This is a genomic window from Prevotella sp. Rep29 (assembly GCF_019551475.1).
Lineage (GTDB): Bacteria > Bacteroidota > Bacteroidia > Bacteroidales > Bacteroidaceae > Prevotella.
Genome location: NZ_CP047159.1, coordinates 1,391,004 through 1,414,955 on the forward strand (window position 1 = coordinate 1,391,004; position 23,952 = coordinate 1,414,955).

At 48.3% G+C, this 23,952-nt stretch carries 18 protein-coding genes and 3 tRNA genes; 10 read left to right on the plus strand and 11 right to left on the minus strand.

Going from position 1 to position 23,952, the window contains the following annotated elements; all coding sequences use genetic code 11:
- Positions 1–589 precede the first annotated feature (589 nt).
- From eno to GRF55_RS05920, 4 genes are all read left to right on the plus strand, one after another.
- Entirely contained in the window at positions 590–1,897 is a 1,308-nt protein-coding gene (eno, locus tag GRF55_RS05905; RefSeq protein WP_220367542.1) for a phosphopyruvate hydratase, read from the plus strand.
- A 79-nt stretch (positions 1,898–1,976) separates the two neighbouring features.
- Entirely contained in the window at positions 1,977–3,239 is a 1,263-nt protein-coding gene (locus tag GRF55_RS05910; RefSeq protein ID WP_370626692.1) for a DUF5103 domain-containing protein, read from the plus strand.
- Positions 3,240–3,395: 156 nt separating this feature from the next.
- Complete coding sequence (locus tag GRF55_RS05915; RefSeq protein WP_220367544.1) at positions 3,396–4,013, plus strand: deoxynucleoside kinase; 618 nt, start codon at positions 3,396–3,398, stop codon at positions 4,011–4,013.
- A 39-nt stretch (positions 4,014–4,052) separates the two neighbouring features.
- Entirely contained in the window at positions 4,053–4,673 is a 621-nt protein-coding gene (locus GRF55_RS05920; RefSeq protein ID WP_220367545.1) for a deoxynucleoside kinase, read from the plus strand.
- A gap of 95 nt (positions 4,674–4,768) precedes the next feature.
- Here the strand turns inward: GRF55_RS05920 and GRF55_RS05925 are convergent.
- A tRNA-Lys gene (locus GRF55_RS05925) sits at positions 4,769–4,841 on the minus strand.
- A gap of 257 nt (positions 4,842–5,098) precedes the next feature.
- Here GRF55_RS05925 and pyrB point away from each other — a divergent pair.
- The 3 genes from pyrB (at position 5,099) to GRF55_RS05940 (ending at position 7,480) form a co-directional block, all read left to right on the plus strand.
- Positions 5,099–6,007 (plus strand): aspartate carbamoyltransferase, encoded by a 909-nt coding sequence (gene pyrB / locus GRF55_RS05930; RefSeq protein WP_220367546.1) that lies wholly within the window; start codon positions 5,099–5,101, stop codon positions 6,005–6,007.
- Positions 6,008–6,035: 28 nt separating this feature from the next.
- Positions 6,036–6,500: an aspartate carbamoyltransferase regulatory subunit gene (pyrI, locus tag GRF55_RS05935; protein WP_220367547.1), complete on the plus strand. Its 465-nt coding sequence runs from the start codon at positions 6,036–6,038 to the stop codon at positions 6,498–6,500.
- A gap of 170 nt (positions 6,501–6,670) precedes the next feature.
- Complete coding sequence (locus GRF55_RS05940; protein ID WP_220367548.1) at positions 6,671–7,480, plus strand: gliding motility protein GldB; 810 nt, start codon at positions 6,671–6,673, stop codon at positions 7,478–7,480.
- A 66-nt stretch (positions 7,481–7,546) separates the two neighbouring features.
- Here GRF55_RS05940 and GRF55_RS05945 read toward each other — a convergent pair whose 3' ends face one another.
- Positions 7,547–8,458: a TIGR01212 family radical SAM protein gene (locus GRF55_RS05945; protein ID WP_370626693.1), complete on the minus strand. Its 912-nt coding sequence runs from the start codon at positions 8,456–8,458 to the stop codon at positions 7,547–7,549.
- Positions 8,459–8,539: 81 nt separating this feature from the next.
- Here GRF55_RS05945 and GRF55_RS05950 point away from each other — a divergent pair, with 81 nt between their 5' ends.
- The 3 genes from GRF55_RS05950 to GRF55_RS05960 all read left to right on the plus strand — a co-directional run bounded on the left by GRF55_RS05950 (position 8,540) and on the right by GRF55_RS05960 (position 13,147).
- A complete protein-coding gene (locus GRF55_RS05950; RefSeq protein ID WP_220367549.1) occupies positions 8,540–10,744 on the plus strand; it encodes a S9 family peptidase in 2,205 nt (734 codons plus the stop codon).
- Positions 10,745–10,964: 220 nt separating this feature from the next.
- Entirely contained in the window at positions 10,965–12,578 is a 1,614-nt protein-coding gene (locus tag GRF55_RS05955) for a thiamine pyrophosphate-dependent enzyme (protein WP_220367550.1), read from the plus strand.
- Positions 12,575–13,147, plus strand: a complete 573-nt coding sequence (locus GRF55_RS05960; protein WP_220367551.1) for an indolepyruvate oxidoreductase subunit beta — start codon at positions 12,575–12,577, stop codon at positions 13,145–13,147. The genes GRF55_RS05955 and GRF55_RS05960 overlap by 4 nt, the downstream gene beginning before the upstream one ends.
- 278 nt (positions 13,148–13,425) lie before the next feature.
- Here GRF55_RS05960 and GRF55_RS05965 read toward each other — a convergent pair whose 3' ends face one another.
- The 9 genes from GRF55_RS05965 to GRF55_RS06005 form a co-directional block, all read right to left on the minus strand.
- Positions 13,426–14,967: an IS1634 family transposase gene (locus tag GRF55_RS05965; RefSeq protein WP_172774742.1), complete on the minus strand. Its 1,542-nt coding sequence runs from the start codon at positions 14,965–14,967 to the stop codon at positions 13,426–13,428.
- Positions 14,968–15,226: 259 nt separating this feature from the next.
- Positions 15,227–15,607, minus strand: a complete 381-nt coding sequence (locus GRF55_RS05970) for a DUF1573 domain-containing protein (protein WP_220367552.1) — start codon at positions 15,605–15,607, stop codon at positions 15,227–15,229.
- 76 nt (positions 15,608–15,683) lie between these two features.
- Complete coding sequence (locus tag GRF55_RS05975; protein WP_220367553.1) at positions 15,684–16,556, minus strand: RNA polymerase sigma factor RpoD/SigA; 873 nt, start codon at positions 16,554–16,556, stop codon at positions 15,684–15,686.
- 581 nt (positions 16,557–17,137) lie between these two features.
- Positions 17,138–17,208 (minus strand) — tRNA-Gly (locus tag GRF55_RS05980).
- A gap of 62 nt (positions 17,209–17,270) precedes the next feature.
- Positions 17,271–17,346 (minus strand) — tRNA-Thr (locus tag GRF55_RS05985).
- Positions 17,347–17,427: 81 nt separating this feature from the next.
- A complete protein-coding gene (uvrA, locus tag GRF55_RS05990) occupies positions 17,428–20,244 on the minus strand; it encodes an excinuclease ABC subunit UvrA (RefSeq protein ID WP_220367554.1) in 2,817 nt (938 codons plus the stop codon).
- A gap of 29 nt (positions 20,245–20,273) precedes the next feature.
- Positions 20,274–20,828: an isochorismatase family protein gene (locus tag GRF55_RS05995; protein WP_255563726.1), complete on the minus strand. Its 555-nt coding sequence runs from the start codon at positions 20,826–20,828 to the stop codon at positions 20,274–20,276.
- A 206-nt stretch (positions 20,829–21,034) separates the two neighbouring features.
- Positions 21,035–22,348: a pyridoxal phosphate-dependent aminotransferase gene (locus GRF55_RS06000; RefSeq protein ID WP_220367556.1), complete on the minus strand. Its 1,314-nt coding sequence runs from the start codon at positions 22,346–22,348 to the stop codon at positions 21,035–21,037.
- 133 nt (positions 22,349–22,481) lie between these two features.
- The gene (locus GRF55_RS06005) at positions 22,482–23,804 is read right to left on the minus strand and encodes a DUF3078 domain-containing protein (RefSeq protein WP_220367557.1); all 1,323 of its coding nucleotides are present in this window, start codon (positions 23,802–23,804) and stop codon (positions 22,482–22,484) included.
- Positions 23,805–23,952 lie beyond the last annotated feature (148 nt).

Genomic DNA, 23,952 nt, shown 5'->3' on the forward strand with positions numbered 1-23,952 from the left:
GTGGTGCAAAAGTAACCTTTTTCCAACAAACTGGCAAATGAATAGGCAAAAATAACAATTTGAGGGAATGAAGGCAACATGCAAAGCGGCAACGGAACCTCTGCATAAACATGCAGAAAGGGATGTATAAATATGTAGTTGAACTTTCGCTTTCCAAAAGTTGAAGTTTTGCACGCTAAAAGTTCAACTTTCATCGCCTAAAAGTTCAACTTTTGCAAGCTAAAAGTTGAACTTTTGGAAACACATTCTTAAACCGTTAAGAATCAATTTGTTACAAATCACAACACAGCGACACACCCACTGCATAAATATACAACACGAGCAGGAGGGAAACGGACATGTCCGACCCCGAAGATGACATCGCTCGACCTGCCCATGTGCATCAGAGATTTTGAGATGCACGCCATATCGGCACAAAAACGACTTTTTTCCCTAAATATTTGCGTATCTCTAAATTAAAGAGTACCTTTGCGGAAATTTCAGAAAAGGGTATTCATTTTGCCACGATGCACCACAGGAGAATGGGGGAGGCATCTGTCGGCAGACGAGAAAAAGATTGTATCTAACTTATAAACACATTATTTATATTATGGTAATAGAAAAAATTCACGCAAGAGAGATTTTGGATTCACGTGGCAACCCCACCGTGGAAGTAGAAGTAACACTCGAGAACGGAGTCATGGGACGCGCTGCCGTTCCGTCGGGCGCCTCAACAGGTGAGAACGAAGCACTGGAACTCCGCGACGGTGACGCTAACCGCTATCTGGGAAAAGGCGTCATGAAGGCAGTGGAAAATGTCAATACGATTATTGCGCCGGCACTGAAAGGCGACTGCGTGCTCAATCAGCGTGCACTCGACTATAAGATGATTGCACTCGACGGAACTCCCACGAAGTCGAAACTCGGTGCAAACGCCGTGCTGGGTGTGTCGCTGGCAGCAGCCCAGGCAGCAGCAAAAGCACTGAACATGCCGCTCTATCGCTACATCGGCGGTTCAAATGCCTATACACTTCCCGTTCCGATGATGAACATCGTCAACGGTGGTGCACACTCTGACGCTCCGATTGCTTTCCAGGAATTCATGATTCGTCCGGTAGGAGCCTGCAATGAGAAAGAAGCTATCCGCATGGGTGCCGAAATATTCCACAATCTGGCAAAACTGCTGAAAGCAAGAGGACTGTCAACAGCCGTCGGCGACGAGGGCGGTTTCGCTCCGGCATTCAACGGCATCGAGGATGCACTCGACACCATCGTCGAAGCCATCAAGAAAGCCAACTATGAACCGGGAAAGGACGTGAAAATCGCTATGGACTGCGCTGCCAGCGAGTTTGCCGTACAGGAAAATGGTGAATGGTACTACGACTATCGCCAGCTGAAGAACGGCAAGAAGAAAGATCCTAACGGCAAGAAACTCTCTGCCAAGGAGCAGATTGACTATCTCGAGGAACTGATCAACAAATATCCTATCGACTCTATCGAGGACGGACTCGACGAGAACGACTGGGACAACTGGGTGAAACTGACAGAGCGCATCGGTGACCGCTGCCAGCTCGTTGGCGACGACCTGTTCGTGACCAACACGAAGTTCCTGGAAAAAGGTATCAAGATGGGCGCAGCCAACAGCATTCTCATCAAAGTCAACCAAATCGGTTCGCTCACGGAAACACTCGAAGCAATCGAGATGGCACACCGCCACGGCTATACAACCGTCACATCGCACCGCTCCGGCGAGACCGAAGACACGACCATTGCCGACATCGCCGTTGCCACGAATTCAGGACAAATCAAGACGGGTTCACTCTCACGCACGGACAGAATGGCTAAATACAACCAGCTGATTCGTATCGAAGAAGAACTCGGCGACGCAGCAGCCTACGGCTATGCAAAACTGAAATAAGAAATCGGACATATCAGTGGAAAAGGCGGGTGTAATAAATCCCGCCTTTTCACGTTATAATAATAAGTAAACATTTCGCATGACCATGAAAACGGGAGTTCGTTGGCTCATATCAGCCCTTTTCCTGAGCATATTCTCTCATCCGGTATATGCCCAGCGGCATGAGATTTTCAGTAACCGAATTGCCACTTTACAAGTGGTGGCAGGTAGCGACTGGCTTTCACCGCCCATCATCCCGCTGCGAGGAGACATCCCCATCCACATCAGTTTCGACGAACTGTCGCACACCTATCAGCGCTACGTTTACAAGATAGAACACTGCGAAGCCGACTGGAGCGTGTCGCAAGAACTCTTCGAGAGCGATTATCTCGAAGGCTTTGCATCCGGAAACCCGATAGACGACGTCGTGGAGTCGATTAACACCAACGTCTTATACACGCATTACTCCATCCGCATTCCCAACGAATACTGCCGGTTGAAGATGAGCGGCAACTACCGGCTGACGGTTTACGACGACAACAACGACGACGAACCAGTGCTGACGGCATGCTTCATGGTCGTTGAACCACTGATGGGCGTAGCACTCGGCATGACGACAAACACCGACATCGACATCAACCATGCCCACCAACAAGTGTCGATGGACGTGAACTATTCAGGCATCAACGTGAACAATCCGCAACAGCAAATCAAAACGGTGGTCATGCAGAACGGCAGATGGGACAATGCACGCATCAATACACAGCCGCAATACACCATGCCCGACGGATTGCGGTGGGAACATAACCGGCACCTTATCTTTGAGGCGGGCAACGAATATCGCAAGTTTGAAGTGCTCGACGTGGACCACCCGACGATGGGTGTTGACCAAATAGAGTGGGACGGCCGCGACTATCTGGTGCATCTCTTTCCCGACACGCCCCGCCCAAACTACCTGTACGACGAAGATGCCAACGGCGCATTCTACATCCGCAACAGCGACAACATCGAAAACGACCGCATGACGGACTATGTGCTCGTGAATTTCCTCATCCCCAACGTGCCACGAATGGATGGCGAAGTCTATATCAATGGCGCATGGACCAACGACCGCTTCCTGCCACGCTACCGGATGCAGTACGACGAAGAGAAGCGCTGCTACCATGCTACCGTGCAACTCAAACAGGGATATTATTCTTACCAATACCTGCTCGTACGTCCCGACGGAAGCATTACGCCCATGCCGACGGAAGGTTCCTACCACCAGACAGAAAACTCCTATCAAGCACTCGTCTATTATAAAGAACAAGGCGGACGCACAGACCGACTTGTAGGCTACCAGCAGATTCGCAACAACAAATAGACGGATTCCGCAAACGACAGGACTTGCCAAAGAATCGACAAGAAAATGTTTTGTTTTCTTGTGTCTGTATGAATATTTTTTCTTATCTTTGTACACACGTTTTATCAACGTGGCAGGCAAAGGATTTCTTCCTTGCCTTCAAAAATCAGCAGACACATGCATATAGCAATCGCAGGAAATATGGGAAGTGGAAAGACAACATTGACGACAATGTTGTCCGAACACTATGGATGGACACCACGCTTCGAGGCTGTGGACAACAATCCGTACCTAGACGACTACTATAAGGACATCGCACGATGGTCGTTCAATCTGGAAGTGTTTTTCCTAAAGCAGCGTTTCCGCGACCTGCTTGAGATAGCCAACTCCTCAGAGACCATCATACAAGACCGCTCCATCTTCGAGGGAGTATATGTCTTTACAGCCAACAACAAGGCGATGGGAAACCTTTCCGACCGCGACTTTGAGACCTATATGGGACTGTTCGAGTCAATGATGGCGGCAGTGAAGCATCCGGACCTCATGATATATCTCAGGGCATCGGTCCCGCACCTGGTGCAGAACATTCAAAAACGGGGTAGGGAGTATGAACAGGCAATCCCACTGGACTACCTGAAAAACCTGAACGAACGCTACGAAGATTTCATCTTCAACAAATACAAGGGACGCATCCTCGTGGTGGACGTCGATCCACTCGACTTCCAGCACAATCCGAAAGACTTTGCCAGCATCATCGACAAGATAGACGCACAGATATTCGGACTATTTCCATAGGAGAATTCTTAGGAGTATTAAATAAATAGACAAAAGACTATGCATATCGCAATCGCAGGAAACATTGGCAGCGGGAAAACCACACTCACTAAATTGCTGACCAAACATTACGGCTGGACACCACGCTTCGAGCCAGTTGACAACAATCCGTACCTCGACGACTTCTATGCCGACATGGAACGGTGGTCGTTCAATCTACAGATATACTTCCTCAACAAACGATTCAAGGAAGTGGTGGAAATCTCAAAAAGCAGCGACACCATCATCCAAGACCGAACCATCTTCGAGGATGCACGCATATTTGCTCCCAACTTGCACGAGATGGGCATGATGAGCGACCGGGACTTCGCCAACTATTCCGACCTGTTCGACCTGATGATGTCACTGGTGAAACTGCCCGACCTGATGATTTATATCCGTACATCCATACCGACCTTGGTCGCACAGATTCAGAAACGGGGACGCGAATACGAGAAGTCTATCCGCATCGACTATCTGCAAGGGCTCGGCAAACGCTACGAGGACTGGATTGCCACCTACAAGGGACACCTCATCATCATCGATGGTGACAACATCAAATTCGAGAACAACCCACAAGACTTCCAGATCGTCACAGACATGATTGACGCAAAACTCTACGGACTGTTCCCGATGGATTAGAAAACTACACATTATTATATATATAAGAGTGGGAGTAAGGTAAGATTGAAATATCGCCAATAAAAAAAGAGACCTCTGTTCGGGGTCTCTTTTTGTACGCCTGCAGGGGTTCGAACCCTGGACACCCTGATTAAGAGTCAGGTGCTCTACCAACTGAGCTACAAGCGCATCCTCATTCAAGCAAACGAGCTATATCTCGGATTTGCGTCTGCAAAGGTAAATTTTATTTTTGAACCGACCAAATATTTTCCCACTTTTTTGGCAAACTGAAACAAAACCGAGCAAAAAAGGAACGGTTTACAAGCGAAAAACAGTGTATTTATAGGGGATTGGAGAACAAATAAAAAAAGTCGAAGAAAATTTTACTTTTTCTCGTAAAAAAGAGATTTTTTTATTATCTTTGCAGTCGATAAAACCTATATTATATGCACAAACGTAATTTAATCTCCATTTCGGATTTGTCGAAAGAAGAACTCCTGGCATTACTAAAACGAGCACAGGAATTTGAGAAGAACCCCAACCAAAATATCCTCGAAGGTAAGGTTGTGGGTTCTTTATTTTTTGAGCCCTCGACGCGCACCCGTCTTAGTTTCGAAACCGCTGTCAACCGCCTGGGTGGCCGAGTCATCGGATTCAGCGACGCCAGCACCAGCAGCCAGTCGAAGGGTGAGACTCTCAAAGACACTATCATGATGGTGGCCAACTATGCCGACCTTATCGTGATGCGTCATCCTCTCGAAGGTGCAGCACGCTATGCAAGCGAAATTTCAAAGGTGCCTATCGTCAACGCAGGAGACGGCAGCAACCAGCATCCCACACAGACGATGCTCGACCTCTACACCATCTATCAGACACAAGGCACGCTCGAGAACCTGACCATTACCATGGTGGGCGACCTGAAATACGGACGCACCGTGCACTCGCTGCTCGAAGCCATGCACTTCTTCAATCCACGATTCAAATTTGTGGCTTGCAACGAACTGCGCATGCCGGATCAGTACAAAAAATATTGCGAGAAACTCGGCATCGAATATGAGGAAACGACAGACTTCAATGAGGAAATCATCAACCAGACAGACATTCTCTACATGACACGCGTACAGCGCGAACGCTTCAGCGACCTGATGGAATATGAGCGCGTGAAGAATGTATATACGCTGACGGCAAGCATGCTGAAAGGATGCAAACCCAACCTCCGCGTGCTCCACCCGCTGCCACGCGTGACCGAAATCGCACAGGACGTGGACGACACGCCGCAGGCATACTACTTCGAACAGGCACTGAACGGACTTTACACCCGTGAGGCTATCATCTGCAGGGCATTAGGAATCTAAAAAGAAACCGTAAACAAAAAGACAAACTATGAGCAATCAAACAAAAAAGGAAATGGCCGTAGCAGCTTTGCGCAACGGTATCGTAATAGACCATATCCCGTCAAACTCGCTATTCAAGGTGGTTAACATCTTGGGCATCGAAAACATGACGAACAACGTGACCATAGGCAATAACTTCGACAGCGGAAGCATGGGAAAGAAAGGCTTTATCAAAATTGCCGACGTGGAAGTGCCTGAGGAGACTTTGAACCGCATCGCAGTGATAGCCCCGCAAGCAGTCATCAATATCATCCGCGACTATGAGGTAGTGGACAAGCATCTGGTGGTTCTGCCCGACGACTTGGTGGACATCGTGCGCTGCAACAATCCGAAGTGCATCAGCAACAACGAACCGATGAAGACCCACTTCCACGTGATAGATGCAGAACAGCACACCCTGCGCTGCCGCTATTGCGAACGCATCGTTTCCAACGAAGAAGTTGTGCTGAAATAAAGTGCGATAAACTTCTATGAAGTAATTACGTGACAAGAGAGGATGTCCTGCTTTGGACATCCTCTCTTTTATATTAGAAAAAACATCTTGTGTAATATTTTTTAGCAAAAAAGTTGCGCAATTAAATATTTATTAGTAATTTTGCCTCAAATTTCAAAAAAAGGTTATTAGTGAAATTCTATTTTTACATATTATTCTCAGTATTGTTTTTACTATCAGCCTGTGAGTTGAAACTGAAACCATCGGAGGAAGAAGTGGAGGAGAGCGCCTTCATCAAGATACAGCGCTACGACCGTCTGGAAAGCCGCTATCTAACAACAGGTGACTTCTCGGCACTTCAGCAAATGAGTACAGAATATCCGATGGAAACGCGCATGCTAATAGAAGATGTGCTGAAACTGGGGCAGGTGAACGACCCCGAAATCAACACCCGCTTTCTCAACTTCTTTCAAGACAGTATTTTGCAGACGCTCATCATAGACGCCGAGACACAATATGCTGAAATTGAAGACCTGAACAAAGAATTTTCAGTTGCCTTTGAAAAACTGAAATTATGGATTCCGGATATCATCATCCCCATGGTTTATACACAGATAACAGCGCTTGACCAGAGTATCGTTGTCAGCGAATCTTCGATAGGAATTTCGCTCGACAAGTATCTAGGCGAAAACTATCCGCTGTATGTACGCTATTATACGCCCGAACAGCGTGCTACGATGAAACGCGAATACATCCTTCCTGACTGTCTGAGCTTTCTGCTAATCAGTCAATACCGTCTGCCCAACTTCGATACGTGTGAACAGATAGAGCGCGACTACCACATCGGTAAGATACATTGGGTGGTCAACAAGGTGCTGGGACGGCGCCAGTATCAGAGCGAAATTATCGACAATATCGAAAAATATATGCTGAAGCACGGCAACATAAGCTATCACGACCTATTAAAGGACAATGACTTCAGCAGATTTATCTCCAAATAGTCCTCCTCCCACATTATTATATTTATTAAAAGCTGACGGACATCAACAGGTATGCTCGTATTTGTGTCATAGATGTCCAGCCAATTTTCCTTGCCGGATATCGTGTTCGTCCATATATTTTAGCAAGCGGTGGGTGAACTCATAGTTTTTCAGTCCCCAGTTAGGAGCTATGAGCAACTGCGATGGTGCCTGTGACACAAAGCGTTCTAAAACCAAATCTTCCCTTAGATATTGAATATAGTTGGCTATCAACCGAATATATTCATCGCAGGAATAGACGTGGAAAGGCGTTTTTTCGTAGATGTCAGCAAGTTTGGTTCCCCGTATGACCTGCATCTGGTGGATTTTCAAGATGTGGAGCGGGAGAGCAGATATGATTGCTGCTTGCCGCACACTCTCTTCCGCATCTTCACCCGGCAGCCCTAAAATAACGTGTCCGCCAATGGTGATGCCCCTTTCCGCTGCCGCTTCCACAGCCTCCACGGTACATGCAAATGAATGTCCGCGATTGATGCGCTGCAGAGTTGCGTCATTGCAACTCTCAATGCCAAATTCCAGAATCAGGAAAGTCTGTCGGCTCTGCGTTTCGAGATAATTGAGCAGTTCTGTGCTGACACAATCGGGGCGTGTTCCGATGACAATGCCTACAACATCATCAACATCCAGCGCCTCCTCATACATGCGCTTCAGGTTCTCCACAGAATCGTAGGTATTGGTGTACGCCTGAAAGTAAGCAAGATACTTCATTTCCGGGTATTTACCTGCAAAGAAATTCTTTCCTGCCTCAATCTGCTGACGGATGGTTTTCTTTCGCTCGCAATAGGCGGGATTGAACGTGCGGTTATCACAATAGATGCACCCTCCTGTGGATAGACTGCCGTCTCGGTTGGGACAGGTGAAGCCTGCATCAATCGATATCTTCTGCACTCGATAAGGGAATGCAGTTCTTATCCATGTTCCGAAATCGTTATATCGCATGATAATTATCCAATTCGTTTGCAAATGTACAGAAAAATCGCTAACTTTGCGCAAATTTATAATGAAAAACAGATTGTCAACATGAACAGAATCATCAGTTTGGTAATTGCTTTGGTGAGTGTAACGTTCTCACTGAATGCACAAAATCAATTGTCTATCAAAGACATCACCAGTGGTAAATTCGGAACAGAGAGCGTTCGCGCCATGACTCCTCTCGGAGATGGTGAGACGTATGCACAAATCAAACAAGGAGGCAAGCAGATTGTCGTCTATTCGTTTAAGACGGGGAAGCAAAGCGGTGTTTTGTTTGACGTGGACGGCTGCACAGGCAGTAAAATCAAACGCATCGACAACTACAGCGTGAGCCCCGACGGGAAGCGTCTGCTCATCCAGACCAACACCGTCAGCGTCTATCGCCGTTCATTCAAAGCGGAGTTTTATATCTACACGATTGCCGACAAGAGGTTGGAACCTCTGTCTGCAAACGGTCCTCAGCAGACTCCTATATGGTCGCCCGACGGTCAGCAGATAGCATTCGTGCGTGACAACAACATTTTCCTCGTGAAATTGCTCTACGACAATTCGGAGAGTCAAGTGACAAAGGACGGCGAGTTCAACAAGATTATCAACGGAATTCCCGATTGGGTCTATGAAGAGGAGTTCGGTTATAACTCTGCGATGACATTCAATGCAGACGGCACGATGATCTGTTGGGTACGGTTCGATGAATCCAACGTCAAGACCTATGCCCTCCAGTTGTTCAAAGGCGACAAGCCCGAAATGAAAGCCTTTTCGGATTATCCGGGCGAATATGCCTACAAATATCCCAAAGCCGGACACGACAATTCGGTAGTGACGGCATGGAGTTACGACATCAAGAGCCACCAGACACGACAGATACAATTGCCGTTGGATGCCGACGGATATATCCCACGCATCAAGGCAACAAGCGATGCGCAAACGATTCTTCTTTACACGATGAACCGCCATCAGGACGTGCTGAACATCTATGCAGCCAATCCGCGCTCGACGGTATGCAGACTGCTGATTAAGGAAAGTGTTCCCAAATATGTACCCGAGGAGGTTCTCGAAGGTTCACAAGTGACCGATAACCATATCCTGCTGCCCAGCGACCGCAGCGGAAAGATGCAACTCTATCTGTATGACATGAACGGAAGTCTGTTGAAAAAACTGACTGATGACAAGTATATCGTGACCCACGTCTATGGCTACGACGAGAAGAGTGGCGACGTTTACTATCAAGCCGTTGGCGGAAGTCCCATCAACAAAGAAATCTATGTCACCAATAAGAAAGGTAAGACCACCTGTCTAAGTCGCAAAGAAGGTGTTACGTCTGCCATCTTCAGCAAGAATTTCAAATATTTCCTCTCCACATGGAGCGACAGCAACACTCCATATCGCTATTCCATTTATGACAATAACGGCAAAGAACTGCAGGTGTTGGTTGACAATCGTGCACAGCAGGAGAAGCGGAAGGAACTCGCATTTGCGAAATGTGAATTCTTCACGTTTAAAACCAGCGAAGGGGTAGAACTGAATGGGTATATTTTCAAGCCTGCAGATTTCGACCCCAACAAGAAATATCCGGTCATTATGCACCAATACAGCGGGCCTGGCAGCCAACAAGTGGTCAACTCATGGTCGATTGGATCGATGGGACAGGGCGGACTTTTTGACCAATATTTCATTCAACACGGATTTATCACTGTTGGTGTTGACGGCAGAGGAACTGGTGGTCGTGGCGCAGAGTTTGAGAAATGCACCTATCTCAAGCTTGGAGAACTCGAAGCCAAAGACCAAGTAGAGACAGCCATCTATCTGGGCACGCTGCCATTTGTCGATAAAGAGCGCATCGGAATTTGGGGATGGAGTTTCGGCGGCTTCTGCACACTGATGAGCATGAGCGAAGGACGTGAGGTGTTCAAGGCGGGTGTCGCCATCGCAGCGCCCACCAACTGGAAGTATTACGATACGGTTTATACGGAGCGCTTTATGCGGACACCGCAGGAAAATCCTTCAGGCTATGACATCAATCCCATTAACCGCGCAGCCAAACTGCATGGCGCACTGCTGTTATGCCATGGTCTGACCGACGACAACGTGCATCCGCAAAATGCGTTTGAATACTCGGAAGCATTGGTGCAGGCGGATAAGGACTTCAAGGAGTTGATATACACTAATCGTAACCATAGCATATATGGCGGAAACACGCGTAATCACTTGCTCCGACAGGTGGCTGACTTCTTCGAGCGCGAACTGAAATAAATTAGATAAATATCTGAATGGCGTAGGGGCACAGCCGCTTTTGTGGCTGTGCCCCTTAATGTATCGGAAGGTTTTAGATGGTTTTGGCGTTAAAAATATGCAATTAAGTTGCGGTTTCTTTTGTCATTTAGGTATTTTTTGTTATCTTTGCAGGTGGTATTTGAATTGAAATACTGCATGAAAAACTGATTACAACTAATGAAAAACAAATTATAACATTATGAAGAAACTATTATTAGGTGACGAAGCTATTGCACAGGGAGCAATAGACGCTGGTCTCAGCGGGGTGTATGCTTATCCGGGCACTCCCTCAACAGAGATTACAGAGTACATTCAGGAGTCGCCGATTGCAAAGGAACGTGATTTGCACCGTAAGTGGTGCACGAACGAAAAGACTGCCATGGAGGCAGCTCTGGGCATGTCGTTCATGGGTAAAAGGGCGTTGGTCTGCATGAAGCACGTAGGTTTGAACGTTTGTGCCGACCCGTTTGTGAATTCGGGTATGACGGGTACGAACGGTGGACTGGTGGTGCTTGTGGCTGACGACCCGTCGATGCACTCTTCGCAGGATGAGCAGGACAGTCGTTTCTACGGCAAGTTTGCGTTGATTCCGACATTTGAACCGGCTAATCAGCAGGAGGCTTACGACATGATGGAAGTGGCTTTCGAGTATTCAGAGCGTGTGAAACTGCCTGTATTGATGCGTGTAACGACGCGCATGGCGCACTCGCGGGCTGTCGTGGAAATCAAGGACGAGCCGCGTAAGGAGAACGAATTGAACTATAATGCTGACTCGAGCAGTTGGGTTTTGCTGCCGGCGAATGCGCGCAAGCGCAACGACATCGTCACAAAGCAGCAGCTTGAGTTGGAGGAGGATGCTGCGGAGCGTTCGCCTTGGAACGTTTACAAGGATGCAGCGGACCACTCGGTGGGCATCGTGGCGAGCGGTATTGCGTACAACTACCTGTGTGAATGCTTCCCCGAAGGGTGTCCTTATCCTGTGCTGAAGATAGGACAGTATCCGCTTCCGAAGAAGTTGGTGCGCCGGATGTGTGACGAGTGCGACGCGGTACTGGTAGCCGAAGAGGGACAGCCATTTATCGAAGACATGTTGCGGGGTGTGATGCCGGGCAACACGGAGGTACGTGGTCGCCTCACGGGCGAACTCCCACGGACGGGCGAACTTAATCCGGACGTGATGAAACGGGCGCTCGGACTCAAGACGGAGGCAACTTTCGAGGCGTGCGGAGACGTAGTTTCTCGTCCGCCGGCACTCTGTCAGGGATGCGGACACCGCGATGTGTATGCTGCTCTGAACGAGGTGCTGCGTGAGTACGACAATCCGCGTGTCTTCGGCGACATCGGCTGTTACACGCTGGGCTTCTTGCCACCGTTCCGCGCGATTCACTCTTGCGTTGACATGGGTGCGAGCATCACGATGGCGAAGGGTGCGGCAGATGCCGGACAGTGGCCGGCAGTGGCAGTCATCGGCGACTCTACGTTCACTCACAGTGGCATGACGGGATTGCTGGATGCTGTAAACGAAAATGCCAACATCGTCGTAATCATCAGCGACAACCTCACCACGGGCATGACGGGTGGTCAGGACAGTGCCGGCACGAATAAGTTTGAGGCTATCTGCCGCGGACTTGGCGTGCCCGAGGAGCATCTGCGCGTGGTTGTTCCGCTGCCAAAAAACATGCCGGAAATTACTCGCATCATACGTGAAGAGATTAACTATCAAGGCGTCAGCGTCATCATTCCGCGTCGCGAATGCATGCAAACGCTGCAGCGCCACCTTAAACAAAAGAAAGCAAAGGAGGCTCAGAAATGAAGACAGACATTATCTTATGCGGAGTAGGGGGGCAGGGAATCCTCTCCATAGCGACCATCATCGGCGAAGCTGCGCTGAAGGAAGGTCTTTACATCAAGCAGGCTGAAGTGCACGGAATGTCACAGCGCGGAGGCGACGTGCAGTCTAATCTGCGCATCTCGAGTGCGCCCATACACAGCGACCTCATAGCGCAGGGACAGGCAGACGTCATCATATCGATGGAACCGATGGAGGCGCTGCGCTATCTGCCTTACCTCAAGCGTGACGGATGGGTCATCACATCGACAACCCCGTATGTCAATATACCGAACTATCCCGACATGGAGGTAATCAACGGTGACTTGGCGAAACTGCCCAACGTCATCGCAATCGACATCGAGGAGATGGCAAAGGAGGGCGGCGTACCCCGTTCGGCGAACGTCATCCTGCTCGGAGCGGCTCAGCAGGCTCTGGGACTGGACTACGAGAAGCTCGAAGACGCCATCCGCCGGGTGTTCGGACGCAAGGGCGAAGCCGTCGTTGAGGCAAACATCAAGGCGCTCGCTATCGGACGAAGCCACCAGAAATAGGGCAGGGGAAGACAGGCGGCGGAATGCCAGAATCCTGCCTGGCGACTGTTTGCGTCCAGCTTTTTCACTTTGTGAAGGGGCTGGGCGCTTTTTTGTAAGCCATGGTTTCCGTCTGTGTCAGCTAATATATATAATAATGTGTAGCGTCTTGGACGGACCGTTCCCACACATTCCCATGACAGAAAACATGTTGCAGAGATACCATAAAAGCCGGCTGGATTTCTCCAGCCGGCTTTTATTGATTGTCTTTTCCTGACTTCGTCAATGCGCCACCCAAATTAAGATTTGTTGCCAGATATGTCGAAAAGTGGTTTCACTGCGAGGTGCTTCTCCGTCAAGAAGAGTGTCTTAGTGAAGTAAGTCCCGTTTTTAGGCATCCTTACCCTGATTGTCGTGATAGTTTTGGCTGCCTCAAGCACCTTATCGACACTCATCCCAATCTTGTTAATGGCAATGAGTCGCTCCAGTTCCTTATATACCTTATAGGCGATGAAGCAAATGCAGACATGTGCCTCTATCCTACGTTCTGTAAAATGAAACATCGGACGCATTTCCAGAGTTCCTTTTGAAATACGGAATGCACGTTCCACCACCCAGAGTCCATGATACTCGGCAATGACACGCTCGGCGTCAAGGTCTGTATTGGTGATGTAGCCCTTGAGTCCGTCCCACTGGCAGTCCTCTGCAATCTTCTCTTCGCTGATGACGACTTCTATGTCCTTGCTGATTTCAAGAAACTTGTTGTAGCCACGCTTGTTCACCTGACTCTTCGTGATGCGTCCGGTCTTATAGGCTTTTCTCAATCGGACAATTCCGCGGTCACGGTTGTAGGCATCCTTCTTTGCACGCTTGTCGGAATAACTGACGATAAGTCTTTCCCCATTCTCACGTTTGTAGTCGTAACAGGCTTTATCAACCTTCTCTAAAGAGAGAATCCATTGCTTCACGCTTGCGCTCTCGCTCTTGATGCGGGCTCCAAGTATGTAGTTGTAGCCAGCCTCCTGCAGCAAAGTGACATTGTTCTTGTTCATCAAGCCTGAGTCTGCCACCACAACAAAATCTTTCCCCAGATTGAAACGCTGCTTGAAGTCATCTATCATTGGTATCATGGTGAAGCCCTCATACTGGCTGCCGTTGAACAGAGAGTATGAAAGCGGGTAGCCTCCTTCTGATACAAGCAGACCGAGTATAACCTGTGACTCTGCCGTCTTTCCATCCTTTGAAAACCCCGGTTCACGCAATACGTCCGTCTGTGCTGTCTCAAAGTAGAGCGTCGTCACGTCGTAGAACATCAATCCAATCTTGCCTCCGAACAGTTTCCGGGTGTGCTCTACGCTAATCTGCTGCGCAAGCTCCATCTGGGTATTGTAGAGCTTGTCCATGTAGCGATAGATGTGGTTGAGGTCAACATCTTCATCATAATATGACTTCAGGTAATCTACTGTGGCAAGTTTGCTTCTGGGCTGCGACACCCTTGCGATTACCAAATGACGCAGAATCTCATCGGGAATCCGGTTGAAGCCGATGCTGTCATAGACTTGATCAAGCAGAAGCCGAGTACCGTTTATCAACACGTTGTCAATATTGCTAAGGAAACGCTCTGTCTCCTCGACTTCCTTTCCCTTGCGGTCATCAAAGTCAAGTTCTTGCTGACCGCCAAATGAACGTATCCATGCAGCAGCCTTATCGCATAATGAATGTATTTCCTCTTCGGATGTAGAGGAGCCAAACGATTTTATTTCTTTATACTTTCCACTCGCTTTACTGACCACTACCACACTTGTAGAGCCGGAACGATTGTGTTTCTTGCGTACATACATGGTGCAAAGGTACACGTTTTTCGCTTGCGCCACCCAAACCACCCAATAATTTTACGTAACTCGCTGATTATCATTGTGCGCTATATGATGGCGCAAAAAAGTGATGAAGTCAGGATATATAATAATGTGTAGCGTCTTGGACGGACCGTTCCCACACATTCCCATGACAGAAAACATGTTGCAGAGATACCATAAAAGCCGGCTGGATTTCTCCAGCCGGCTTTTATTGATTGTCTTTTTATCGTCTTTCGCCGTCAGGTCAGTCCGTCATTTCACCCTCAATGTACAGACGGGTCATTTCGGGCTTGCCGTTTGTCTGTATCGTAATGGTCTTCTTGAAATAGCCGGGCACGCGACCTGCTCCGTTATAAGCAACCTTGATTTCGCCTTTCTGTCCCGGAGCAATCGGGGTCTTAGTGTACTTAGGAACCGTGCAGCCGCAACTTGCCACTGCCTGATTGATAACCAATGGCTTCTCGCCAACGTTTGTGAAAGTGAATACACATTCCTGCTTGGCGTTCTTACTGGAGAATTTGCCGAAGCTGTGTGTGACTTTTTCGAATTTGGCTTCTGCCGGCTTTTGTGCTGAAACCAACAAACATACTGCCAGCAAAGACATTGTAAATAGTATTCTTTTCATATTCAATCCTTTCATTTATATTGTCTTTAATGTTTAGATGAATGACTATCTAAAATGTTTAATCCGTCATGCAGGACTATCCCAGATATTTCATGAGAATCTTCGCATTGCCACTGTCGCGCAGCTTGGCAATGCTCTTTTCCCTGATTTGGCGTACACGCTCACGAGTCAGCCCGAGCTGATCGCCGATTTCCTCCAAACCTTTCTCGTGACAGCCAATGCCGAAACACTCGCGAATAATGGTAATCTCACGCTCTTTGAGCACCTTGTTCAACACGGAATTCAACTCAAGTGCCATCGACTCGTGGTCAACCTGACGGTCGGTGCGACTGTCATCGCCACTCGGCATCACATCAAGCATACAGTTGTCCTCACCGTCCTGGAATGGGGCGTCGATACTCACGTGGTGACCGTCAGCCATGAGACTTTGTCCAATCTTTTCCTCGTCGAGTTTGGTTGCCTCAGAAAGCTCCGACACTGAAGGATGACGCTGATTCTCTTGCTCAAAACGGTTGATTTCGTGGTTAATCTTGTTAAGCGAACCAACCTGGTTGAGCGGGAGCCTTACGATGCGGCTCTGCTCGGCTATCGCCTGCAGAATGCTCTGGCGTATCCACCAAACGGCATAAGAGATGAACTTGAAACCGCGTGTCTCGTCAAACTTCTGCGCAGCTTTTATCAATCCGATATTACCCTCGTCGATCAAGTCGGTCAGCGTAAGTCCCTGATGCTGATATTGTTTGGCAACGGACACGACGAAACGCAAGTTGGCTGTGACCAACTTGTCCTTAGCCCGTTCGCCTTCCGGTCCGCCTTTTTTGATTTTCTGCGCCAATTCAATCTCTTCATCAATAGAAATCAATGGCGCACGTCCAATCTCCACCAGATATTTGTCCAGTGCCTCACTCGAGCGATTGGTAATACTCTTTTGGATTTTCAGTTGTCTCATTTAACGTGCAAAAGTTGTTAAGTGGCTGATTTACAATTTAATAAAGCAAAATGTTTTTAAAAACGTTGCAAAATTACAAAAAAAATCAATAGGTTGTACACTTTTATATGTTTAATTTGCTTAATAAAACTTAAATCGCGGTTTAGGAGTTCGAGATTGCGCTGAAACAAAATGAAGTGGGGTAGGAGCAACTGGACTATTCCGTCAATCCACTTTTTTGAAATTAAAGTCCGCAAAATGTTCTACTATCTTTACAAATCCGAGGTGTTTCCGACAAATTTCTGCATCGAAGAATAAGCAGCTTTACAAACCTTCACAATTGTATATTTATACAGTTGCATCCGCATTGCAGGACAATTTGCAAAGTTCTGATTTTCAACTCGTTATATATGGCCTTCTAAAAGTGCCACTTTCAGCGTGTAAAAGTTGAACTTTTAGCGCCTGAAAGTTGAACTTTTAGAACGCAAAAGTTCAACTTTTGGAAAATGAAAGTTCACCCGTCATATTTATACGCTTTCGTGGTATATTTATACAGAGATGGAGGGGAGAGTAAAAACAGACTGCTCTATTCACGAAAAGAGAGCGGAATACGGGAATCGAACCCGCCTCTCAGGCTTGGGAAGCCCACGCACTACCGATGTGCTAATTCCGCCTTAACAATAAAAGATTAAAAGAACGTCATGCCAAAAGGCATATCCATTGTTTTAATCTTTATGGAGCCGATACCCGGACTCGAACCGGGGACCTATTCATTACGAATGAATTGCTCTACCAACTGAGCCATATCGGCAACGGTACAGGGCGAATAATCGTTCGCCTGATTTTATGCGGTGCAAAGGTAGTGTTATTTTTCGTATGCGCAAAATATTTTTCAATTTATTTTTCCTGCGAGATATTTGCCCGTAAGACTATTCTCATTGCGCACGATGTCTTCCGGGGTGCCGGCACAAACAAGGTTTCCACCCATGTCGCCGCCTTCCGGACCGAGGTCTATCACGTAATCGGCACATTTGATGATGTCAAGATTATGCTCAATGACGATGATGGTATGGCCGCGCGCTATCAATGCGTCAAAGGCGGTGAGCAGGCGCTGGATGTCATGAAAATGGAGACCGGTGGTCGGCTCGTCGAAGATAAACAGGGTGGGGTCCTGTCGCTCCTGACCGATGAAATATGCCAGTTTCACCCGCTGATTCTCACCGCCGGAGAGCGTTGAGGAACTCTGTCCGAGCTTAATGTATCCCAATCCGACATCTTCAAGCGGCTTGAGTCGTCCGACGATGCCTTTCTCCTTATGCTCTTCGAAAAAGGATATCGCTTCGGAAACGGTAAGGTCTAAGATGTCGTTGATGTTTTTTCCCGCAAACCGTACGTCGAGAATATCTTTCTTGAAACGTTTCCCATGGCAGGATTCGCATTCCAGAACCAAGTCTGCCATGAACTGCATCTCAACGGTGATGACGCCGGCACCTTTGCATTCCTCGCAGCGTCCTCCGTCGGCATTGAAAGAAAAATGCTGCGGCGAGAAATTCAGCTGCTTGGAAAGTGGCTGTTCGGCAAAAAGCTGGCGGATGGCGTCGTAGGCTTTAACGTATGTGGCGGGATTGGAACGAGTGCTCTTTCCTATTGGATTTTGATCAACAAACTCCACGTGTTTCACTTGTTGCCAGTCGCCCTCGAGACCGCCGTATTCGCCAGGGGCATCGCACACCTCATCCAAATGACGCTTCAGGGCAGGGTAGAGGATGCCTTTCACGAGCGACGACTTGCCGCTGCCGCTGACTCCTGTAATCACATTCAGCACGTTGAGCGGAAATTTCACGTCAATGCCTTTCAGGTTGTTCATCCGTGCACCTTTGATTTCAATCGCCATATTCCACGGGCGACGGGTTGTCGGAGTTGCAATCGTGTCGGTATGGGTGAGATAACGCACGGTGTGTGAGCGCGGATATTTCTTGAGCGCTTTCTTGTCAATATCGCTTCCTTTTCCTTCAAAAACAATTTCTCCACCGAGTCTTCCTGCGTCTGGACCGATATCGATGAGATAATCGGCTGTCCGCATGATTTCTTCATCGTGTTCAACGACGATGACGGTGTTGCCCACATCGCGCAAGTCTTTTAGCACCTGTACCAGCCTGTCTGTATCGCGGCTATGCAGTCCGATACTGGGCTCATCGAGGATGTAGAGCGAACCGACAAGTGAACTGCCAAGCGAGGTGGTCAGGTTGATTCGTTGGCTTTCGCCTCCGCTCAGCGAGTTGGACTGTCTGTTGAGCGTGAGATATCCCAGTCCCACATTTACCAGGAACTGCAGGCGGTTTTTGATTTCCACCAAGAGTCTGTTTGCGATTTTTTCCTCGTGCGCATCCAGTTTCAGGTTGTCGAACCACTGCTTGAGGTTCCATACGGACATCTCGACCAAGTCGGTAATGCTCTTGCCGTTAATCTTCACGTAACTTGCCGTTTTCTTCAGTCGTGTTCCGTGACAATCCGGGCAGAACGTCTTGCCTCGGTATCGGCTCATCATGACTCGATATTGAATCTTGTATTGGTTCTCTTTGAGCATCTGGAAGAACGAGTCGATGGAGACTTGTTCGTGAATATCCTTGCCGCTTTCTGACGGCAATCCGTGCCAGAGCATGTCTTTCTCTTCACGCGACAGCTTATAGTAAGGAGTGAAAATAGGGAAGTCATCTTTGGCTGCACGCCTGCAGAACTCCTCCTGCCACACCTTCATTTTCTCTCCATGCCAGCATTGTACGCAGCCGTCGTAAACGCTCAGGGTGGTATTTGGAATCACCAGTTTTTCGTCAATTCCGATGATGCGCCCGAATCCTTCGCAGGTAGGACATGCTCCGACGGGCGAATTGAACGAGAACATGTTGTCGTTCGGCTCTTCAAAAGTGATGCCGTCAGCCTCAAAACGGGTCGAGAAGTCGTAGGATATATTGGCAGGAAGGAATGCGAGGCGGCAAACGCCGTCGCCTTCGTACAGGGCTGTTTCAAGCGAATCGGTCAAACGGGACATCGTGTCGGCGCTGTCGTCAACAGACATGCGGTCAACGACGAGGTACAAATCGTTGGCATTGATTTTGTCAAGCAGCGAAGCATCGCTAAGCACATCGCTGATGCGCATAATCTCTCCTTTACAGCTCAAACGGACGAATCCCTGCTGCATTTCCATTTCCAGATGCTTTTGGAGCGGCCTGCCTTCGGGTATCTGGAGAGGCGCCATGACGATAAACTTGGTGCCTGGAGAGAAAGAAAACACCCGTTTCAGTATGTCTTCCGTCGTGTGTTTCTTCACTTCTTCGCCGCTGATAGGGGAGTAGGTGTGTCCGATGCGGGTGTATAGTAGCCTGAGATACTCGTAAATCTCGGTTGAAGTTCCGACTGTGGAACGTGGATTGCGGCTGTTGACCTTCTGTTCGATGGCGATTGCGGGCGGCAGACCTCTTATAAAGTCGCACTCAGGTTTGCTCAAGCGACCCAAAAACTGGCGTGCATAGGACGACAGACTCTCGACGTATCGGCGCTGACCTTCTGCATAGAGGGTGTCGAATGCCAACGACGACTTGCCGCTACCACTGACTCCAGTAACCGCAACGAATTGGTCTCGTGGGATTTTCACGTCAATATGCTTCAGGTTATTGACCCGTGCGCCTTTGATTTCGATGTATTCTGCCATGCTTTTTCGTCGGATAAGTTGCCTGCAAGCTATTCGTAGGAGATGCCGTTGTCTTTGATAAATGTCTCGAGACTTTTGCCTCCGTCGAGCGATGGTGAGAATTCCGTGAGTACCCGGAAGAGCTTTTTGCCATATTGTTCGATGCCGTCTTTCAGTGTGTCGAGCACGCAGACATCTCCGGCAAGTCCGCAAAGGTCTATCTGACTGATTTCCAGCGCCGTGATAAGTTGCTTCAAAGTATTTGCTGAAGCATGGTTTTTGAATATGGAGTATTCTTCGCGGTCCTCGTAAACGCCTTTGCGGAGTACTTTCAGCAGTCCGCCTGATTCATTCAGCGGTGCAACAAGTGCGGGATAAATGGCTGCACCGACGGTGTTACTCACACAATGAATGGGCCATTGTCCGCCTTGTGGCTGGAACGAGCAGTGTCTGTACGGGTGCCAGTCGGTCGTTACAACTTTGCAGCAATACTTGTCTTTGTTATCTGAAATGTATGCGCCCAGTGCCTCCATAGCTTCCTGGGCGTGGGGCACGGGGAGTGATCCGCTGATGAAATCAATTTGCGGATCAACTATTAATAGCATCTTTTTCTCCATATTCTCCATATATTTGTCCGTTAGGGGTTACCCGATTATCTTATTTATCATAATGTATATTATCTAAAAATTGTACATATGCATTGCTTAAGTATATTGCGTGCAGTTTTTCATCACGCAACGTGCAATGTCATTGCGCCTCCTACACATTATTTATATATACGCGCACGCATGCGCAGGGTTTGTTTTCATGATCACACGGGATTATTCTCGGCGAAAATTTGCATACGTTTATCAAGCAACGTGTACTGGTTGTCAGTTACGAATGATGTACAGATGCGCAGACCTTGCTGCTCGCTGCCAGTTGTTCCGAGGTTGATGGCTGATACGCCGTAGTACATCAGTTCGCGTGCAAGTTGGCTGGAAGTCATGCCCGGGTAGCCGATTGTGAAATAGAATCCGTCGGCTATGGGTTCTGTTCCGTCTCGGTCGTAAACGATTTGGAAGCCGTGGCGTGTGAATATTTCCTTGAGTCGGTGTGCCCGTTGTCCGTAGATAATGATATCGTCGCGGAAATTGAAGTGCCCGTCGGTGGCTTCGCGCATGATTGCTGCTAGTGCGTATTGTGCGCTGTGGCTCGTTCCTGAGCTGAGTGCGTATAGCATGCGTGTTGAGAATACGGCTCCGAAAGGCAGTCCGTCGTAACGTGCTGCGAGATCCGGATATGTGCGGTGATAAAGCCGGTTGCTGATGCAGGTAACGGCAATGCGCTCGCCAGCATAACTGAAGGCTTTCGAGCCGCTGATGAGGAGTATGTAGTTGTCGGTATAGTGTCCCACTGTCGGCTGGTATGGCGGCTCGAACGGACGGCTCAGGTCGTTCCTGAAGTCCATCGCGAAATATGCCAGGTCTTCGATAATGGTGACGTCGTACTCTTGTGAGAGCTCCCCTATCGTGCGCAGTTCGTCCTCAGTGAGGCATATCCACGAGGGATTGTTGGGGTTGGAATAGACGATGGCACAGATGTTTCCTGCCTTGAGATAGCTTTCAAGTTTGGCGCGCAGCCGGTCTCCGCGGTGCTCATAGACGTCGAAAGTCTCGCAGCGTGCACCCATGACGTTAATCTGCATTTTCTGTACGGGGAATCCCGGGTCGATGAAGAGCACGGTGTCTTTTTTCCGGTCTGCCTGCGAGCATGCGAGGAAAGATGCGTAGCCGCCTTGCATGCTGCCTACGACGGGTATGCAGCCTTCGGCTTCGATGTCGATACCGATGAATGCTTTGACGAACCGTGATGCTTGTTTTTTGAGTTCGGGCAGTCCCTGTATGTCGGGATACATGTTGGCGATGCCGTCTTGTAGGGCTTTGATTTGCGCTTCCACACCCACGCGTGCTGCCGGCAGTCCGGGTATGCCCATTTCCATCTTGATGAATTCTTCACCTGAGGCGCGCTCTGCAATGGCTGCAACCTGTTTCACTTCGCGTATGGTGGCGCGTCCAAAGTCTTGTATGCCAAACTCTTGTATGGCTTGGTCGATAATTTCTCGTTTAATTGGTGTGGGTTTCATAGTGTTTTTGATTTTAGATTTTTCGTTTCTTTGTGCAAAGATACGGCTTTCGTCTGTATTTTCCAAACGAACCCTTTGCCTTTTTTTGCCTATAAATATATTAATGTACAGAAAGGACCTCTCCCCTCGCCTATCAGAATGAATAAGCAAAGCCAACGGAGGCAAACTCTTTCAACTGCCAGTAACCATGGTGCCCGTCGCGCGCAACACCATCATCGAAACGCGGATAGATAAACACGTTTGTCGAAATATACCTATTGAACTTGAAGACAAATGTATTCTCCCATTCAAACTCAGCACGCTTATAGGTCGTGAAGCCGTAGATTCGCATTTTCCAGTTAATCTGGTCGGTGAACTTCCACATCAGGTCGATCGTAAACTGAGAACCGATGTCATGCAGCGTCTTCTTGCCTTCTTCCAGATTATATCGGGTTGCCAGTTCCTTCCGTTTCACAAAGCGGAAGTTGTATGCTGCCGGTGCCAGATGGACATTTCCTGTCAGTTTTTTATTGAATGCCTCGACCGTATAGTCCATACCCAGCGAGATGTTGAGGTCGAACGGAGAGAGGAAGTCGGAGTAGATGCGCTCGTCATTGCTCTTATAGCCGCGATAGAACTGAGTAGATGCCAAGACTTGCAGCGTGTAATACCATTTCTTAGATGCCTGCAAGCCCAGTTTTCCCGTGTATCGGATAAGGTCTTCCGACGCTTTGAATGAATGGAGGCTGTCGCTCCGTGAGGTCAGGAAGCCCAGTTTCATCTCCAGCTTATTGTCCCATTTCACCTTCTGCTTATTATTATAATTGGCTTCCATGGTGATACTTCCGAGCATTGAATAGGTGCTTTCGCCTCCCTTATACCAATTGCTCGAGACGTAATTTTGCAGGAACTGCAGATAATAGTCACCCTTTATCGTCCAGAAATTCGGACGTTTCACCAACACCTCGACCGGTGTTTTCGTCGGCTCTATCGTGGTCGGTGAAATCTTCTCTACAAGTCCGGCATCATGATGAACCGGCACGTCAATTTCCGGGGTCGCCCCATCCGCTTTCTGCAGGTTGTTTTCGCTGTTCGCCACCAAGTCCTGACGCTTCAAGTAAATATTCATTAAAGCGTTTTCAATATACTTGTTTTCAAGACTTTGCATCGCAGAGTCACTTCCGAGTGAAAACTTGTTTTTTGCCAACGAATGATAGAAAGTCAACGGCACGAAAAGTTTGTAATATTTACCATCAAGAAGTGGTGCTTCAGAAGACAGTTTCAGCCTTCTGTTCTCCTCCGCCAGCGAGTCAATCCTGTGTCGGTAAATAGCCAATGAGTCGGTATAGTTTTTCACTAATTGTGAATGGCTGTCAACGTGCACCGCTCCGCTTCGAACGACCTGCGCACTTGCGTCAAGATGGCTCAGCAAACAGAAGCAAGCGACAATGAAGATTTTATATATTGGACATTTCATGCTGTTTTTGGTGCAAATTTAGACAAAATTCTCGAATTACGATACTATCGGCACAAAGAATTATGGTTTCTTCCATGTCATATCAATATTCACGCGAGTTTCCATATAGGGGTGGATGAAAGTCTGACGGCAGCTTTTGTGCCGCTCC